17 protein-coding genes are annotated in these 17,099 nt (G+C 54.5%); 4 read left to right on the forward strand and 13 right to left on the reverse strand.

What is annotated here, in order from left to right:
* Positions 1–12: 12 nt before the first annotated feature.
* From potD to potA, 4 genes are read right to left on the reverse strand one after another with little or no spacing between them, the layout of a single operon-like run.
* Positions 13–1,047, reverse strand: a complete 1,035-nt coding sequence (gene potD, locus NWV12_RS08245) for a spermidine/putrescine ABC transporter substrate-binding protein PotD (RefSeq protein WP_101744473.1) — start codon at positions 1,045–1,047, stop codon at positions 13–15.
* The gene (potC, locus tag NWV12_RS08250) at positions 1,044–1,835 is read right to left on the reverse strand and encodes a spermidine/putrescine ABC transporter permease PotC (protein WP_048979233.1); all 792 of its coding nucleotides are present in this window, start codon (positions 1,833–1,835) and stop codon (positions 1,044–1,046) included. Before potC ends, potD begins: the two co-directional genes overlap by 4 nt.
* Positions 1,832–2,689, reverse strand: coding sequence for a spermidine/putrescine ABC transporter permease PotB (potB, locus tag NWV12_RS08255; protein ID WP_033145229.1), 858 nt, complete (start codon positions 2,687–2,689; stop codon positions 1,832–1,834). Before potB ends, potC begins: the two co-directional genes overlap by 4 nt.
* Positions 2,673–3,821 (reverse strand): spermidine/putrescine ABC transporter ATP-binding protein PotA, encoded by a 1,149-nt coding sequence (gene potA / locus NWV12_RS08260; protein ID WP_172620299.1) that lies wholly within the window; start codon positions 3,819–3,821, stop codon positions 2,673–2,675. Before potA ends, potB begins: the two co-directional genes overlap by 17 nt.
* A 237-nt stretch (positions 3,822–4,058) precedes the next feature.
* On the opposite strand from potA, the gene pepT reads away from it, so the two are divergent.
* Positions 4,059–5,282: a peptidase T gene (pepT, locus tag NWV12_RS08265; protein ID WP_048979234.1), complete on the forward strand. Its 1,224-nt coding sequence runs from the start codon at positions 4,059–4,061 to the stop codon at positions 5,280–5,282.
* 41 nt (positions 5,283–5,323) lie between these two features.
* Here pepT and NWV12_RS08270 read toward each other — a convergent pair whose 3' ends face one another.
* The 8 genes from NWV12_RS08270 to rluE all read right to left on the reverse strand — a co-directional run bounded on the left by NWV12_RS08270 (position 5,324) and on the right by rluE (position 13,131).
* Complete coding sequence (locus NWV12_RS08270) at positions 5,324–6,445, reverse strand: cupin domain-containing protein (RefSeq protein WP_023311180.1); 1,122 nt, start codon at positions 6,443–6,445, stop codon at positions 5,324–5,326.
* A 91-nt stretch (positions 6,446–6,536) separates the two neighbouring features.
* Positions 6,537–8,000 carry a two-component system sensor histidine kinase PhoQ gene (phoQ, locus tag NWV12_RS08275; RefSeq protein WP_033145232.1) on the reverse strand — a complete coding sequence of 488 codons (1,464 nt, stop codon included), beginning with the start codon at positions 7,998–8,000 and terminating at the stop codon, positions 6,537–6,539.
* Positions 8,001–8,672: a two-component system response regulator PhoP gene (phoP, locus tag NWV12_RS08280; RefSeq protein WP_028019015.1), complete on the reverse strand. Its 672-nt coding sequence runs from the start codon at positions 8,670–8,672 to the stop codon at positions 8,001–8,003.
* Between the two features lie 123 nt (positions 8,673–8,795).
* Positions 8,796–10,166, reverse strand: a complete 1,371-nt coding sequence (gene purB / locus NWV12_RS08285; protein ID WP_048979235.1) for an adenylosuccinate lyase — start codon at positions 10,164–10,166, stop codon at positions 8,796–8,798.
* 19 nt (positions 10,167–10,185) lie between these two features.
* Positions 10,186–10,815: a high frequency lysogenization protein HflD gene (gene hflD, locus NWV12_RS08290; protein ID WP_013097081.1), complete on the reverse strand. Its 630-nt coding sequence runs from the start codon at positions 10,813–10,815 to the stop codon at positions 10,186–10,188.
* A 26-nt stretch (positions 10,816–10,841) separates the two neighbouring features.
* Entirely contained in the window at positions 10,842–11,954 is a 1,113-nt protein-coding gene (gene mnmA, locus NWV12_RS08295; RefSeq protein ID WP_032657963.1) for a tRNA 2-thiouridine(34) synthase MnmA, read from the reverse strand.
* 40 nt (positions 11,955–11,994) lie between these two features.
* The gene (locus tag NWV12_RS08300; RefSeq protein WP_033145233.1) at positions 11,995–12,468 is read right to left on the reverse strand and encodes an NUDIX hydrolase; all 474 of its coding nucleotides are present in this window, start codon (positions 12,466–12,468) and stop codon (positions 11,995–11,997) included.
* A gap of 9 nt (positions 12,469–12,477) precedes the next feature.
* Positions 12,478–13,131: a 23S rRNA pseudouridine(2457) synthase RluE gene (rluE, locus tag NWV12_RS08305; protein ID WP_023311239.1), complete on the reverse strand. Its 654-nt coding sequence runs from the start codon at positions 13,129–13,131 to the stop codon at positions 12,478–12,480.
* 117 nt (positions 13,132–13,248) lie between these two features.
* Here rluE and icd point away from each other — a divergent pair, with 117 nt between their 5' ends.
* From icd to NWV12_RS08320, 3 genes are all read left to right on the forward strand, one after another.
* The gene (icd, locus tag NWV12_RS08310) at positions 13,249–14,499 is read left to right on the forward strand and encodes an NADP-dependent isocitrate dehydrogenase (RefSeq protein ID WP_032657958.1); all 1,251 of its coding nucleotides are present in this window, start codon (positions 13,249–13,251) and stop codon (positions 14,497–14,499) included.
* A 77-nt stretch (positions 14,500–14,576) separates the two neighbouring features.
* Entirely contained in the window at positions 14,577–14,924 is a 348-nt protein-coding gene (locus NWV12_RS08315) for a DUF1304 domain-containing protein (protein ID WP_047061595.1), read from the forward strand.
* 74 nt (positions 14,925–14,998) lie between these two features.
* The gene (locus NWV12_RS08320; protein ID WP_033145234.1) at positions 14,999–15,244 is read left to right on the forward strand and encodes a DUF2543 family protein; all 246 of its coding nucleotides are present in this window, start codon (positions 14,999–15,001) and stop codon (positions 15,242–15,244) included.
* A gap of 290 nt (positions 15,245–15,534) precedes the next feature.
* On the opposite strand, the gene NWV12_RS08325 is transcribed toward NWV12_RS08320, so the two are convergent.
* The gene (locus NWV12_RS08325) at positions 15,535–17,034 is read right to left on the reverse strand and encodes a cyclic diguanylate phosphodiesterase (protein WP_033145235.1); all 1,500 of its coding nucleotides are present in this window, start codon (positions 17,032–17,034) and stop codon (positions 15,535–15,537) included.
* Between the last annotated feature and the right edge of the window lie 65 nt (positions 17,035–17,099).

Below are 17,099 nucleotides of genomic sequence, written 5' to 3' on the forward strand. Positions count from 1 at the left end.
ACGCGATACCGTTTATCGGCCCGCTTTTAATTTCTGGTAATACTCTTCGTAGAGGCGGCTGGCGTCACCGACATCGTTCTGCCATTCACCTTTGCTGATGGTTTCGGCATTCGGGTAGAGCGATTTATCGTTAGCCACTTCAGGTTTTAGCAGCCTGCGTGCGGCGAGGTTTGGCGTCGGGTAGCCAATCGTCTCGGCAACCTGTTTCGCCACGTCCGGGCGCAGCAGGAAGTTAATCAGCTTGTGCGCCCCTTCAGCGTTTTTCGCGTTGGCGGGGATCGCAAGGCTGTCCATCCAGAAGATCCCCCCTTCTTTCGGCCAGACCACCTCAAGCGGCGTCCCGGCCTGGCGGGCGACATACGCGGAGCCGTTCCACACCATCCCCAGATTCACTTCGCCTTCCATATACGGGTTTGCCGGATTATCAGAGTTGAACGCCGCCACGTTAGGCATCAGCTTCTTCAGCTCGGCATATGCCGCTTCGATCTCTTTGGGATCCGTCGTGTTGCCCGAGTAGCCCAGCTTGCGCAGCGCGACCTGGAACACTTCACGCGCGTCGTCGGTTAACAGCAGGCTACCCTTGTATTCTGGTTTCCACAGATCGGCCCAGCTTGTCACTGTTTTCGGATCGACGGCATCGCTATTCACGCCAATCGCGGTTGCTCCCCAGATGTACGGAATGGAGTAGTCGTTATTGGGGTCGAACGGCTTGTTGAGCATCTCTGGATCGAGGTTTGAAAAATGGGTTAGCTTCGTTTTGTCGATCTTCTGGATCATGCCCTCTTTGCGCATTTTGTCGACAAAGTAGGTGGAAGGCACGACCAGATCGTACGCGCCGTCTTTGTAGGTTTTCAGCTTGGCGTACATGGTTTCATTCGACTCGTAGGTCGAGTAGATAACCTTGATGCCCGTCTCCTTCGTGAACTGTTCCAGCAGGCCCGGCGGCACGTACTCGGTCCAGTTGTAGAAGTAGAGCGTTTTGCTGTCATCAGCGTGCGCGGCACCCATGCCAAGCACCAGCGCCGCAGCGGCGAGCATTTTTTTCATTTCATTGTCCCCTGAGATTTTGTTTTATCACGAGCAATAACCTGGCTGGCGATCACCAGAACCAGCGACAACACCAGCAGAATGGTCGCCAGCGCGTTCACCTCCGGTGAGACGCCGACTTTCACCATTGAATAGATCTTCAACGGCAGAATTTCATAGCTCGGACCGGTGACGAAGGAGGACACGACCACGTCATCCATCGACAGGGTGAAGCTAAGTAGCCATCCGGCCGCCACGGCGGGCATCGCCAGCGGCAGGATGATTTTGCGCAGGATGGTCATCTCGCTGGCGCCCAGATCCTTCGCCGCCTCCAGCATGCGCACGTCGAACCCTTTCAGGCGCGCGAAAACGGTCACCACCACAAACGGCAGGCAGAAGGTGATATGCGAGAACAGCAGCGACCAGAAGCCAAGCTGTACGCCCAGCAGCATAAACAGCACCAGCAGCGAAATGGCCATCACGATGTCAGGCGACATCATCACCACAAACAGCATACCGCTGACGAACGGTTTGCCGCGAAAGCGATAGCGGTACAGCGCCACGGCGGTGAGCGAGCCAATCAGCGTCGCGAAGGTGGCGGAGAAGATCGCCATCGTCAGCGAGTGCTGCGCGGCCTGCAGGAGGCTGTCGTTGTTCATCAGCAGGCTGTACCAGCTGGTGGTAAAGCCCTGCCAGTTAATCCCGAAGCGTGAGCTGTTAAACGAGTTCACGATCAAAATAACGATCGGGATATAGAGCCAGGCATAAATGGCGGTCATAAAACCGCCGCGAAGCAGTCGACCGATCATTCGAGTTCCACCTTTTTATTCAGCAAGCGTGAGGCGCGCCAGTAGACCAGCAGCATCAGGCCCATGATCACCGTCAGCGTAATGCTGGTCGCGGAGCCGAACGGCCAGTCGCGGATGTTCAGGAACTGGCTCTTGATCACGTTACCGATCAGCAGGTTTTTCGCGCCGCCCATCAGATCCGACACGTAGAACAAACCCATCGCCGGGAGCATTACCAGCAGACAGCCCGCAATAATGCCCGGCATGGTCAGCGGGATAATAATGCGGATGAAGGTCTGCAGCTTGTTAGCGCCCAGATCTTTTGCCGCCTCCAGCAGCGGTTTATCCAGCTTCTCGATGCTGGAGTAGAGCGGCATCACCATAAACGGCAGCAGGATGTAGACCAGGCCGACAATCACCGCGCTCGGGGTAAACATGATGCGGATCGGCGTATCAATCACCCCCAGCCACAGCAGAAACTCGTTGAGATAGCCTTTAGTGCTAAGGAAGATTTTCAGCCCGTAGATGCGGATTAACGAGTTGGTCCAGAAGGGAACAATCAGTAAAAACAGCAGCAGGGGTCGCACCTTTTGCGGCAGGCCCGCGAGGAACCATGCGAAAGGATACCCCAGCACCAGACAGGCAAGGGTGGCAATCAGCGCCATGTTGAGCGAGTGCAGCAGCACGTCAAAATAGAGCGGATCGAGCAGGCGCGCGTAGTTGTCCAGCGTAAAGACCAGCGAAACGAAGCTAGCGTCGTCGCGGGTCAGAAAGCTGGTGGCAACGATCATCAGGTTGGGCAAAAAGACAAACAGCACAAGCCAACCGACGATCGTGGCAATCACCACATTCTGGAATTTACTTGTGTTCTTCATCAGCCAGCACAACCTCCCAGCTTTCTACCCAGTTGATAACCATTTTCTGGTCGAGAGAGTGGTCGAAGTCAGGATCGTCTTCGTTAAAGAACTCGCTGACCATCACCATCTTGCCGTTCTCCAGCTCGACGACGGACTCCAGCGTCATCCCTTTGTAGTTGCGCTCGCGGATATAGCCGATTAACCCTTCGGCCTCGGTATTGCCGTGAATTTCATCGACGCGCAGATCTTCCGGGCGCAGCAGAACGTTGAGTTTTTGTCCCTTTTCGACGGGGAAATTCACCGTGATATTACACTCGCGTCCTTCGACGCTGGCGCGCACGCGCTGGTCGTCCAGACGCTCAATCACCGTAGCGTCGAAGATATTGATCTCGCCAATGAAGCTGGCGACAAACAGATTCTTCGGCTCTTCGTAGATTTCGCGCGGCGTGCCGTCCTGCTCGATTTTGCCGTCGCGCATTACCACGATGCGGTCGGACATGGTCAGGGCCTCTTCCTGATCGTGGGTGACGAAGACAAAGGTAATGCCGAGCTTGCGCTGCAGGGCTTTAAGCTCGTTCTGCATCTGCTTGCGCAGCTTGTAATCCAGCGCGGAGAGGGATTCATCCAGCAGGAGCAGGCGCGGCTTGTTGACCACGGCGCGTGCGATGGCTACACGCTGCTGCTGGCCGCCGGAAAGCTGATGGGGTTTACGCTGGGCAAACGTCTCAAGCTGCACCATGCGCAGGGCGTCGATGACGCGCGGTTCGATCTCATTCGCCGGCGTTTTTTGCATCCGCAGGCCAAACGCCACGTTTTCAAACACGGTCATGTGCGGGAACAGGGCGTAGCTCTGAAAGACGGTGTTGACGTGGCGATCTTCGGCAGGAACTTGGGTGATGTCCTGGTTTTCAAGATGGATATGGCCGTTATCGACGCTTTCCAGCCCGGCGATAAGGCGCAGTACGGTTGTTTTGCCGCAGCCCGAGGGGCCAAGCAGCGTCAGAAACTCACCGTCATTGATGGTCAGAGTGAGGTCGGAAATAACGTCTTTACCATCAAAACTTTTACGAATTCGTTCCAGTTGCACCAGCGGTGAACGTGAACGGGATTGTGTATTCAATTTTTGCGCTGTCCCATATAGACGCCTCAGGCAGCAGACTGAAGCGGGGTTTGTGTGTAACCACCTTGGTGACTCGTAATGAGGGCGGACATTCTACGGCAATCCCCTGCGAACGCCAAACCTTGTCACTGATTCATAAGCTACATTTACTAACGCATAACCATATAAACGGAAAATATTCTCGTTTGCGGGATAAAAGTGACCTGACGCAATATTTGCGTTTTGATGCTTACTGATAATGTTGTCACGAAAAGTGAGGGTGACTGCATGGATAAATTACTTGAGCGTTTTTTACAGTACGTTTCGCTGGATACCCAATCTAAACCGGGTGTTCGCCAGGTGCCGAGCACTGAAGGCCAGTGGAAGTTATTAAACCTGCTTAAAGAGCAGCTTGACGCCATGGGGTTGGTCAACGTCACGTTAAGCGAAAAAGGCACTGTGATGGCAACGCTGCCGGCGAATGTCCAGGGTGATATTCCGGCGATTGGCTTTATCTCCCATGTCGACACCTCTCCGGATTTTAGCGGTAAACATGTGAACCCGCAGATTGTGGAAAATTACCGCGGCGGCGATATTGCGCTGGGCATTGGCGACGAGGTGCTCTCGCCGGTGATGTTCCCCGTGCTGCACCAGCTGCTGGGCCAGACGCTGATCACCACCGACGGTAAAACGCTGCTGGGGGCGGATGACAAGGCGGGTATCGCGGAGATCATGACGGCGCTGGCGGTGCTGAAGGGCAAAAACATCCCGCACGGGGATATCCGCGTGGCCTTTACGCCGGATGAAGAGGTCGGCAAGGGCGCGAAGCACTTCGACGTGGAAGCCTTTAACGCGCAGTGGGCTTATACCGTCGACGGCGGTGGCGTCGGCGAACTGGAGTATGAAAACTTCAATGCCGCGTCCGTCACGATCAAAATTGTCGGCAACAACGTTCACCCCGGCTCGGCGAAAGGCGTCATGGTGAACGCGCTGTCGCTGGCATCCAGAATTCATGCAGAAGTCCCGGCGGAAGAGAGCCCTGAACAGACAGAAGGGTATGAAGGTTTCTATCACCTGACCAGCATTAAAGGCACCGTGGACAGCGCGCAGATGCACTACATTATCCGCGATTTCGACCGCAAAGCCTTTGAGGCGCGCAAGCGCAAGATGATGGAGATCGCCAAGAAGGTCGGTAAAGGGTTACACCCTGATTGCTATATTGAGCTGATCATTGAAGACAGCTATTACAACATGCGCGAGAAGGTGATGGCGCATCCGCATATTCTCGATATCGCCCAGCAGGCGATGCGCGACTGCGATATTGGACCGCAGCTGAAGCCGATTCGCGGCGGCACCGACGGTTCTCAGCTGTCGTTTATGGGGCTGCCGTGCCCGAACCTGTTTACCGGTGGCTACAACTACCATGGCAAGCATGAGTTTGTGACGCTGGAAGGGATGGAAAAAGCGGTGAAGGTGATAGTGCGGATAGCGGAGTTGACCGCGAAGCGGTAAGAAAAGCCCGGTGGCGAAGCGCCACCGGGCATTAAGGCGACTCAGTCCTCAAAGAACCAGTACCCGCTGTTGACCAGCGCGGCGAGCATCGCGAGGAAGGAAGGATCTTCCAGCGCATCGCCAAAGGTGTCGGCAGTCAGCACCAGATGGCTGGCAATGGCTTCCAGCGCCGGACGGTGCGGAGAGTCCAGCTTCTCGCCGTTAACGAACACCTCTTCACCAATGCGCAGCACGCGCAACCCGCCCAGACGCGTCAGCTTGTCGCCCTGCTGAAGCGCATCATAAATCTCGTCAGCCTGATAAGGTGGCTCCGGCGGCGCAACGTCCAGCTCATGACGAGACTGGCTGATAAACTCACCAAACCACTGTTTGAAGTGCTCCGGCTCGTTGATCAGATCCAGCATCATGCCGCGCAGCTTATCGAGTTCTTCTGGCAGAATATCCGCCGGATGCTCGCGCGCAGGCACATCAGGATCGCTGTAACGATAGCTGCCCAGCTCGCGTTGCAGAACATAGTCGGCAAATCCGCTGATCATCTCGCGGCCGCTTGGCGCGCGGAACCCCACGGAGTAGTTGAGTGAGTTTTCCAGGGAGTAGCCTTCGTGAGGGAATCCCGGCGGAATGTAGAGAATATCACCCGGCTCCAGCTCTTCATCGATAATCCCTTCAAACGGGTCAACCTGAAGCAGGTCAGGATGCGGGCAGTGCTGCTTCATCGGGACTTTTTCGCCCACGCGCCAGCGGCGGCGGCCCGTACCCTGAATGATGAACACGTCGTACTGGTCAAGATGTGGACCTACGCCGCCGCCCGGCACGGAGAAGGAGATCATCAGATCGTCCATGCGCCAGTCGGGCAGGGCGCGGAACGGGCGCATTAAGGCGGCAGTCGGCTCGTGCCAGTGGTTGACCGCCTGCACCAGCAGCGACCAGTTGTTTTCACCGAGGTGATCGTAGCTTTCGAAAGGACCGTGGCTAACCTGCCATTTCCCGTCCTGGTGGCTGACCAGACGGCTGTCGACTTCGTTTTCCATGGCCAGACCTGCCAGCTCGTCAGGCGAGATAGGGTCGACAAAATTGCTGAATCCGCGTTTCAGAACCACCGGGCGTTTTTGCCAGTAGCGTTCAATAAACTCGGGCCAGTTAAGCGTTAAGTGATAATCCATATTTATTTATTCCGCAGGCTCTTACTGACTCGGATTATAACGGAAGCTCAGCCCCCCGGCTGCGAGATCCTCGCATTTTTCACATAACGGGTTAACTATCGTTCAATGTGGGCTGCTGGCGGCCAAAAATAACCTCCATTCTGGCGCCGCCCAGCAGGCTTTCGCTGGTTTCGATTTTCCCGTCGTACTGGTCGACAATCTCACGGGCGACGGCTAACCCGACGCCCTGGCCAGGACGTAGCGTATCGGCGCGCTGACCGCGATCGAACACCACATCGCGTTTATTTCGAGGGATCCCTGGGCCATCGTCCTCAACGATAATATGCAGTTCGGTTTCCGTCTGACGCGCTGACACTTCCACGAACTCCAGACAGTATTTGCAGGCGTTATCCAGCAGGTTACCCATCACTTCCATGAAGTCATTTTTTTCACCCACAAAGCTTATCTCTGGCGAGATATCGAGGCTGATGTTAACCCCTTTACGCTGATACACCTTGTTGAGGGCGGACGTGAGGTTATCCAGAAGCGGGGCTACCGGGTGCAGCTCGCGGCTCAGAAGCGCGCTGCCGGAACGCATGCTGGCGCGGTGCAGGTAATAGCCAATTTGCTGTGAAATACGGCTGATTTGCTCCAGCATCACCGGCTCGGCATCATCGACGCTCAGCTTCGAACTGCGCATTGAACGCAGGGTACTTTGCATGACGGCCAGCGGAGTTTTCAGGCTGTGGGTCAGGTCGGTAAGGGTGGTACGGTATTTATCGTAGCGTTCGCGTTCACTTTTCAGCAGGCGGTTGAGGTTACGCACCAGGCTGGTGAGCTCACGGGTGGTTTCCGGGTTCAGCTTCTCGCGATGATGTTCTTCCAGCTCACGAACCTCTTTCGCCAGTGACTCAATGGGGCGCAAGCTCCACCACGCTGCCACCCACAGCAGCGGGATCACCAGCAGGAGATTCGCAGCCAGAACGTAGATGAACCAGCTCCAGACCATATAAGAACGCTTCAGCTCGACCGGAATGGTGTCGATCACCACAATGGTCAGCTGCGGCATGTTCAGCGTCGCCGGATAGAGGTTAATCGCGACGGAGTGCGTCATCTCCGTTTCGGCGTTGTCGGCGCGGATCTCGTTCAGCTTTTGCTGCAGGGAGCGATCTTCACGGATCAGCGAGCTGGTGGTGTTGAGATCGGCTTCAATTTCATGAAACCCGTTGGTTTTGAGCCAGTCCGGACGAATGCTTTTAACCAGCCAGGGGATATCACGCTGCGCCCACAGTAATTTCCCTTTTTCGTTATAAATCAGGGCCAGCGTTGGGCTCTGCTGGTTGAGGTTTTCCGGCATTTCGACGGTGATTCGGTTATTTTCCCATTTCGCCAGGGTATAAAACAGATTGCTTTCGCCGCGTAACAGTCGAAAGGTGGTTTTATCAAAGCTGACGCTGTAGCCCACCAGGGCGACCATGCCGTAGGAGAGCGACAGCACCAGCACGACGGCGGCTGTTGCCAGTAAGAAACGAACCCGCAGCGAGAGGGGCAGAATGTGGCGTAAAATCCCTCTCATTTAGCGTAATTCGAACAGGTAGCCCTGGCCACGGACGGTGGTAATCACATCCTGCGGATACTGCGCCTGAATTTTCTTACGCAAACGGCCCATCAGCACGTCAATGGTATGGCTCTCGCGCAGTTCAGCATCAGGATAAAGCTGGAGCATTAAGGAATCTTTGCTCACCACTTTGCCATTGTTACGGATCAGCGTTTCCATAATGGTGTATTCGAAGGCGGTGAGCTTAATCACTTCATCATTGATTGCTAATTCCCGGCGGGAGAGATCGACCTGGAATGGTGGGATGGAAATAACCTGTGAAGCCAGCCCGCTGTTGCGGCGTAACAGCGCCTGCATGCGCGCCGCCACCTCTTCAATATGAAACGGCTTGGTGACGTAATCGTCTGCACCCGCGCTGAGCACTTCGACCTTATCCTGCCAGCCTTCACGGGCGGTCAGAACCAGAACCGGCAGGGAGACATCGTGGCTGCGCCAGCGGCGAATTAACGACAGACCGTCTTCGTCAGGCAACCCTAAATCGACAATGGCGATATCCGGCAGGTGTTCATTGAGATAATAATCGGCTTCTTTTGCATCTTCAGCATCGTCCACCTGATGTCCCATCTCCTGAAGCTGAACCTTCAGGTGATGGCGTAGCAATGCGTTATCCTCAACAACCAGTACGCGCATCATCTCTTCTCCCTAAATAATTGGTATGAATAGTTTAACGCTGATTATGTTGTTGTGGGGATAAACATTGAGTAAACCGGGGAAAAGCATCCCCCTTTTCGGGCGAAAAGGGGGAGAGGGGCGTTACTTCAGCTCGTCGACCATGGTGATGGCGCGGCCAATGTAGTTCGCCGGGGTCATCGCCTTCAGGCGCGTTTTCTCGTCTTCCGGCAGCGCCAGACCGTCGATAAACTGCTTCATGCCTTCGGCGTCAACGCGTTTGCCGCGGGTCAGCTCTTTCAGCTTCTCGTACGGTTTTTCGATACCGTAACGGCGCATCACGGTCTGGATTGGCTCCGCCAGCACTTCCCAGTTGTGATCCAGCTCGTCCAGCAGACGGTCACGGTTCACTTCCAGTTTGCTCACGCCTTTCAGGGTGGACTGGTACGCGATCAGCGCGTAGCCAATGCCCACGCCCAGGTTACGCAGTACGGTGGAGTCGGTCAGGTCGCGCTGCCAGCGGGATACCGGCAGTTTGCTTGCCATATGCTGCAGCACGGCGTTCGCCAGACCCAGGTTGCCTTCGGAGTTTTCGAAGTCGATTGGGTTCACTTTGTGCGGCATGGTGGAAGAGCCGATTTCACCGGCGATGGTTTTCTGCTTGAAGTGGTTCAGGGCGATGTAGCCCCACACGTCACGATCGAAGTCGATCAGGATGGTGTTGAAGCGCGCGATGCAGTCAAACAGTTCGGCGATATAGTCGTGCGGCTCAATCTGCGTGGTGTACGGGTTCCACTGAATGCCCAGAGAGGTCACGAACTCTTCGCTGAACTGGTGCCAGTCCACCTCCGGGTAAGCGGCGATGTGGGCGTTATAGTTACCGACCGCGCCGTTGATTTTGCCGAGGATCTCAACCTGCTCCAGCTGACGGTACTGGCGCTCCATGCGGTACGCGACGTTCGCCATCTCTTTACCCATCGTGGATGGGGTGGCCGGCTGGCCGTGGGTACGGGAGAGCAGCGGAATGTCGCGGTATTCCACGGACAGCGCTTTTACCGCGTCGATGATTTTACGCCAGTAAGGCAGCACCACCTCTTTACGCGCGGTGGAGAGCATCAGCGCGTGAGACAGGTTGTTGATGTCTTCAGAGGTACAGGCGAAGTGAATGAACTCAGACACGGCATGCAGCGCAGGGACGCTTTCCACTTTCTCTTTCAGGAAGTACTCAACCGCTTTCACGTCGTGGTTGGTGGTGCGTTCAATGGTTTTAATGCGCGCGGCGTCTTGTTCGCTAAACCCGGCAACGATTTTATCAAGGTAATCGTTTGCCTTTTCGTCAAAAGCAGGAACTTCCTTGATTGCTGCCTGGGCGGCCAGCTTTTGCAGCCAGCGTACTTCAACCTGAACACGGAACTTCAGCAAACCATATTCGCTGAAGATCCCGCGCAGCGCGCTGACTTTATCGCCGTAGCGTCCATCGACAGGGGATACGGCGGTCAGTGAGGATAATTCCATAATTCGCAACTCCGGGAGGTTAACAATGAGCAAGAATTTGTTTTGCCTGAGTGGTCAGGCGATTACGAGAAAACATTAACTGCAGGCGGCCACCGCCCACCTGGTGCCACAGCACGGCGGCGCGGATACCTGCCAGCAGGGACGCGCGCACTTTTGCCTGTACCTGCGGACTTTGCAGCACGGCAGGGGATCCGGTGACCTGAATACGCGGGCCCAGCGGGCTGATGACGTCAACATAAATACCGGCCATAGCGCTCAGCAGCGTTTCGGACTGCAGGTCAAAATGGTCAAGCTGGCGCTGCAGCCCGGCAATACGATCGCCCAGGGTATTGAGCGCGCCTTTTGCGGCGCTCAGCTTACGCTCCAGCACCATCAGGCTCAGCGTGTAGCGGGTCAGCTCCGCGTTTAATCCCTGACGGCTGCTGGCGTTAAGCACGCCGAGCAGGGTTTCAAGACCGAGACGAAGATTGGTTTCACTGCCGCCGAACACGCCCAGGGTCGAGCCGGGGTTGAGATCGATAACGCTGTTCAGTGAAACGTGCAGGGCATCTGCGTCGCAATGACCCTGATGCGCCAGCTGTTGCACCAGACGGGCTGACTGGCAAATTCCCGCCAGCGCCAGGGTGATGTCATAGTAGTTCTTCGCCACACGGTCTCCTTTATGTGTGAATCGTATTAAACAGCAGGCAGCGGCAGGCGCTGTTCGATGATCCCGCCGCCCAGACAGATTTCGCCGCTGTAGAAGACAGCAGACTGACCCGGGGTGACGGCCGCGACCGGCTCGTCGAAACGCACGTCAATGCGATCGTCATCGAGCGCGGTAATGGTGCAAGGAATATCGGTCTGACGGTAGCGTGTTTTCACCGTGCAGCGCAGGGTGCCTTTCAGTGGCTCACGATCGACCCAGTGCAGCTGCTGCGCGATAAGGCCAACGGACATCAGACGCGGATGATCGTGGCCCTGGGCAACAACCAGAATATTGTTTTCGACGTCTTTGTCGACAACATACCATGGATCTTCGCTACCTTCTTTGGTCCCGCCAATACCCAGGCCTTTACGCTGGCCGAGCGTGTGGTACATCAGCCCCTGATGCTGGCCAATCTCTTCCCCGTCGACGGTGACAATTTTACCCGGCTGAGCAGGCAGGTAACGCCCCAGGAAATCGCGGAATTTGCGCTCGCCGATGAAGCAAATGCCGGTAGAGTCTTTTTTCTTCGCGGTGATGAGGTCCAGCTCTTCGGCGATTTTACGCACCTGCGGCTTTTCCAGCTCGCCGACCGGGAACAGGCTCTGGGCGATTTGCTCGTGGCTCAGCGTATAGAGGAAGTAGCTTTGATCTTTGTTGCCGTCCAGACCGCGCAGCAGCTGGCTTTTGCCATTGACGTCTGCGCGACGCACGTAGTGACCGGTCGCGATGTAGTCAGCGCCCAGATCTTCCGCGGCGAATTCCAGGAAGGCCTTAAATTTGATCTCTTTGTTGCACAGAATATCCGGGTTCGGCGTGCGGCCCGCTTTGTACTCTTCCAGGAACAGTTCAAAAACGTTGTCCCAGTATTCTGCGGCAAAGTTAACGGTGTGCAGTTCAATACCGAGCTTATCGCATACGGCCTGCGCGTCGGCGAGATCCGCAGCGGCGGTGCAGTATTCCTCGCCATCATCTTCCTCCCAGTTCTTCATGAACAGGCCCTCCACCTTATAGCCCTGTTGCTGTAACAGGTAGGCGGAAACGGAGGAATCGACACCGCCGGACATGCCGACGATCACTTTTTTCTGGCTGTTATCTGACATGGAATACTCACGACATTGAACTTCAAGGCGGCGTATTCTATCACGCCCCCCCACCATTGACACCCTCTGTAAACGGCCAGTTAAATGCGCCGATGACGTCCAGCGGTAAGCGGCCAGCAGACTGCCAGCAGCGAATGCTTTCCGCAACCAGCGGCGAGCGCAGGTTTGGCGCGTTCAGGATCTCGTCGGCGGTGACCCAGAGACAGCGATCGATATCGTCATCCTGCGGCTCTGTGGCGCACGTTTCGCTAAGCTCAACGGCGAATAAAAAGCGCAGAAACGGGGTGTGATCCGGCGCGATCCACTGGTGCATACGGATGAAGTGCTGCGGCTCAGCGTGAATGCCGGTCTCTTCCCACAGCTCGCGTTTCGCTGCCTGCAGCAGGGTTTCATTGGCTTCAAGGTGTCCGGCAGGCTGGTTCCACAGCGCTTTGCCGTTAATGCTCTCTTCGACAACAAGGAATTTACCCCTGGCGTGGACCACGCAGGCAACCGTGACATGAGGTTTAAACATAGTGACTCCTTAAGGGGTGACGTCGCGCCATTCGCCGTTTGCCAGCGTTTCCAGGGTGTAGCTGCCCATGGCGTAGCGAATCAGACGCAGGGTAGGGAAGCCGACGTGTGCGGTCATGCGCCGAACCTGGCGGTTGCGGCCTTCATAAAGGGTGATTTTGAGCCAGCTTGTTGGGATGGATTTGCGTTCGCGAATCGGCGGGTTGCGCGGCCACAGCCACTCCGGCTCATTCACGCGTTCAATACCTGCGGGCAGGGTTGGGCCATCGTTCAACGTCACGCCGCTGCGTAGTGCTGCCAGCGTCGCGTCATCCGGCTCGCCTTCCACCTGGACGAAGTAAATTTTGCCGGTGCGTTTGCCCGGCTGCGTGAGCTTCGCCTGCAACGCGCCGTCGTTGGTTAAGACCAGAAGGCCTTCGCTGTCGCGGTCCAGGCGCCCGGCCGCGTAGACACCCTGAACAGGAATGTAGTCCTTCAGCGTGCTGCGCCCGGCTTCATCGGTAAACTGCGGCAAAACATCGTAGGGTTTATTGAACAAAATAACCCGCTTCGGCTGGGTTTCCTGCGGTCTTCTGGCGGCTTGTCGCGAGCTGAATCGCTCAACCCGGTGTTTTGTAAAAGAAGTTTTCTTCATGGTATTTTCAGGCGTTATCAATTGCCGCATTATAGCCTAATAACGAAGACCTTTCATGGCGCAGGACAATCAGGTACTATCGAAGGGCTCATTACAATTTATTAACATAAGATCAGTAACAACCAGAAGCGCTCGAAGGAGAGGTTAATGGAAAGCAAAGTAGTTGTTCCGGCGGAAGGTAAAAAGATCACCCTGCAAAACGGCAAGATTAACGTTCCTCACAATCCGATTATCCCGTTCATCGAAGGTGACGGTATCGGTGTAGACGTTACCCCGGCGATGCTGAAAGTGGTTGATGCCGCTGTTGAGAAAGCCTACAAAGGCGAGCGTAAAATTTCCTGGATGGAAATTTACACCGGTGAGAAATCTACTCAAGTTTATGGCCAGGACGTCTGGCTGCCAGCAGAAACGCTGGACCTGATCCGCGACTACCGCGTTGCTATTAAAGGCCCACTGACGACGCCAGTTGGCGGCGGTATCCGTTCCCTGAACGTGGCACTGCGTCAGGAGCTGGACCTGTACGTGTGTCTGCGTCCGGTTCGTTACTATCAGGGCACCCCAAGCCCGGTTAAGCACCCTGAACTGACCGATATGGTTATCTTCCGCGAAAACTCAGAAGACATCTACGCGGGTATCGAATGGAAAGCGGACTCAGCTGACGCAGAAAAAGTGATTAAATTCCTGCGCGAAGAGATGGGCGTGAAGAAAATTCGCTTCCCTGAGCATTGCGGTATCGGCATCAAGCCATGCTCTGAAGACGGTACTAAACGTCTGGTGCGTGCGGCCATCGAATACGCGATCACCAACGACCGTGACTCTGTGACGCTGGTTCACAAAGGCAACATCATGAAGTTCACCGAAGGCGCGTTCAAAGACTGGGGCTACCAGTTGGCGAAAGAGGAGTTCGGTGGTGAGCTGATCGACGGCGGCCCGTGGCAGAAGATCAAGAACCCGAACACCGGCAAAGAGATCATCATTAAAGATGTGATCGCCGATGCGTTCCTGCAGCAGATCCTGCTGCGTCCTGCAGAATACGACGTGATTGCCTGTATGAACCTGAACGGTGACTACATCTCTGACGCCCTGGCAGCACAGGTTGGCGGTATCGGTATCGCCCCTGGCGCGAACATCGGTGACGAGTGCGCTCTGTTCGAAGCGACCCACGGTACTGCACCTAAATATGCAGGCCAGGACAAAGTGAACCCAGGCTCTATCATCCTGTCCGCAGAGATGATGCTGCGTCATATGGAATGGTTCGAAGCCGCAGACCTGATCGTTAAAGGTATGGAAGGCGCGATCAACGCGAAAACCGTAACCTATGACTTCGAACGTCTGATGGAAGGCGCTAAGCTGCTGAAATGCTCAGAGTTTGGCGACGCGATTATCGCGAATATGTAATCCAGATTCTGGGTTAAACAAGAGCGGGGGCCTGAGGGTTCCCGTTTTTTTTGCCTCTGCCTGCGGGAGACAACACGATGTTAGCCACCGTCCTTATCGCTGTCGTTGCATTCATCCATCTTTATATTCTTGTGCTGGAAATGTTCCTGTGGAATACCAAAACAGGACACAAGGCCTTTAATCTGCGTCCTGATTTTGCGCGCGAGACCCGCGTGCTGGCCGCGAATCAGGGGCTGTATAACGGTTTTCTGGCGGCTGGTCTGCTCTGGAGCCTCTGGCTCGGGGAAAAGGGGATTCAGGTGGCCATCTTCTTCCTGGCCTGCGTGCTGATCGCCGGACTCTTTGGCGCAGCCACCGCCAGCCGAAAAATTTTGTATGTACAGGCCGCGCCCGCTCTCGCAGCGCTGCTTGCGTTACTCATCTGAAGCAATGCTTTGGTTGAGATAGGGCGTCCGATATACTGATGGCTTTACCCTTACAGGTTAGCGACGAGACTGTTATGAACAACGATATCCCACTGAAATATTATGACATTGCCGATGAGTACGCGACGGAAGCCGCTGAACAGGTCGCTGAGTCAGAGCGCGACGCTCTGGCACATTATTTCCAGCTGCTGCTCACCCGTTTATCGAATAATGAGGAGATTAGCGAGGAAGCCCAGCAGGAGATGGCCACTGAGGCCGGGATCCGTGCGGGTCGCGTTGATGATATTGCGAACTTCCTCAATCAGTGGGGAAATGAATAGTCTGCTTCAAAAGCCGTTATGCTGATGCTTTGCGATACAGCTCAGCATCACGCTATCGGACCACATGCATTTTTTCCGCAGAATATGCGAAGCGGGGGCGTCGATAAACAGCGCGAAAATAACGGTCAGACAAAAGAGTACCAATGGGAATAGTAAGGATAATTTCACGTTTTTAACCAAAATATGAGTGTGCTTCAGGGTAATCTACCGTCTGAATGTGACGACTATATGTTTTTGCGTAAAAAATAGAAATGCCCGACTGGAAAAAAACGGACGCGCAAGGCTTCGGGTTACGGTGCGACCCCGGTGAGTCGCTTCGCCAGCTCGCTCCGGGTGAGTGCTTTTGAAAAATACCATCCCTGAATCAGCGCATCGGGATATCTGCTTGCAATAAAGCGATATTGAATTTCATTTTCCACGCCCTCGAAAACAAGCGTTTTATTCAATCTTGCCAGGGCATCGCAGAAGATTGCAAAGATGTTTTGCTTATAATGCTCGCTGATGCCGTCCACCAGCGACTTATCAATTTTGATTTCATCATATTCAAGCAGCGACAGGCGGGCGAGATTGGAGTTTTGCACGCCAAAATCATCTATTGATATTTTAACGCCGAGCGATTTCAGCTCCTGACAGAATCCCTCGAGGATATCTGCCGTGGAAACGGCTTTCTCAGAAAGTTCGACCTTCATCAGGGAAAGGGGAAGGTGATTGGCAAAACACGCACGACGCAAAATGGTAATGAACTGTCCATCTTCAATTTCCTTGTGCCCAACGTTTATTGAGACTATCAGCTGGTGTTTTATCGCCAGAGGGGCAATTTCGGAAAGGGATTTTTCGATAATATTACTGTAATATTTTTTATACAGACCGATCTTCTTAATTAATGGGATAAACAGCTCCGGAGAGACGTCCCCGTGTTTTTGGTCGCGCCATCTCGACAGAACTTCTACACCCACGATTTTTTGATCGTGAATACGAATAATGGGCTGATAGTTAACGCTTATGGTATTCGTGAGGACGGCTTTTATCAGCGTACGTTCCAGAGAAAAACGGTCTTCATAGATACGGAAGATAAATAACGTTATCGCAATCCAGATAAAACAGAGAATGACCGCGAGAAGCGCAAAGATAAACGGAGGTAACGAGGCCAGCCCGGCGTCGTGATGCTTCACGATGACGCACAGGTCCCAGAAGGCGCTGCACTGTGTCAGGGTCAGGGTAAACAACGTCGAATGCAGCCAGCTCTGCTGATTTAGCTCCGTGGCGGCCGAAAAAAAGACTCTGCCGAAGTCTTTGGTGGTAGCACTGAGCGAATAGCTTGCGGTAACCGGGGTGAATTTATCGTAAGCATAGCGGGAGGTGAAGATAATAATATTATTATAAATTGCCGCATTGCCCGTGAAAAAGTCTTTTCTCGAAAACTGGGCCAGGAGAAAGCCCCTCGGCGTTTTATGCAGTTCTGCAGGAAGTGCAACGGGCGTCGCGAGTTTCCCCCAAAAAGCGGTACAGACTATTTTTCCCTTCTCAATAAAGCCGATATCGGCAAAATAAAGATTATTAAGCTTAATTTGTCTGTAGCGATCGAGGCTGGTTTTATCGCATCCCTGCGTCGTGATGCTTTTGAGACCCAGCGCCACGCTTTGGGACACGTCTTCTGAATAATGTAAAAGGGTACGGGATATTTCACGCTGTTTGCTCTTCTGCTGACCAATGATTACAGCATTGACCGCATAAAGAGACAGGAAGACCAGAAGCGATGAAACAATAGCAACGGCAATGAGCTTTTTCATTTTCCAGTTATCCAGTCCGCTCCCTGATTTCACAAATCTTAACACAGCCAGGGCAAGGAACAAGC

The sequence above is a fragment of the Enterobacter sp. Crenshaw genome (genome assembly GCF_024734705.1).
GTDB lineage: Bacteria > Pseudomonadota > Gammaproteobacteria > Enterobacterales > Enterobacteriaceae > Enterobacter > Enterobacter asburiae_B.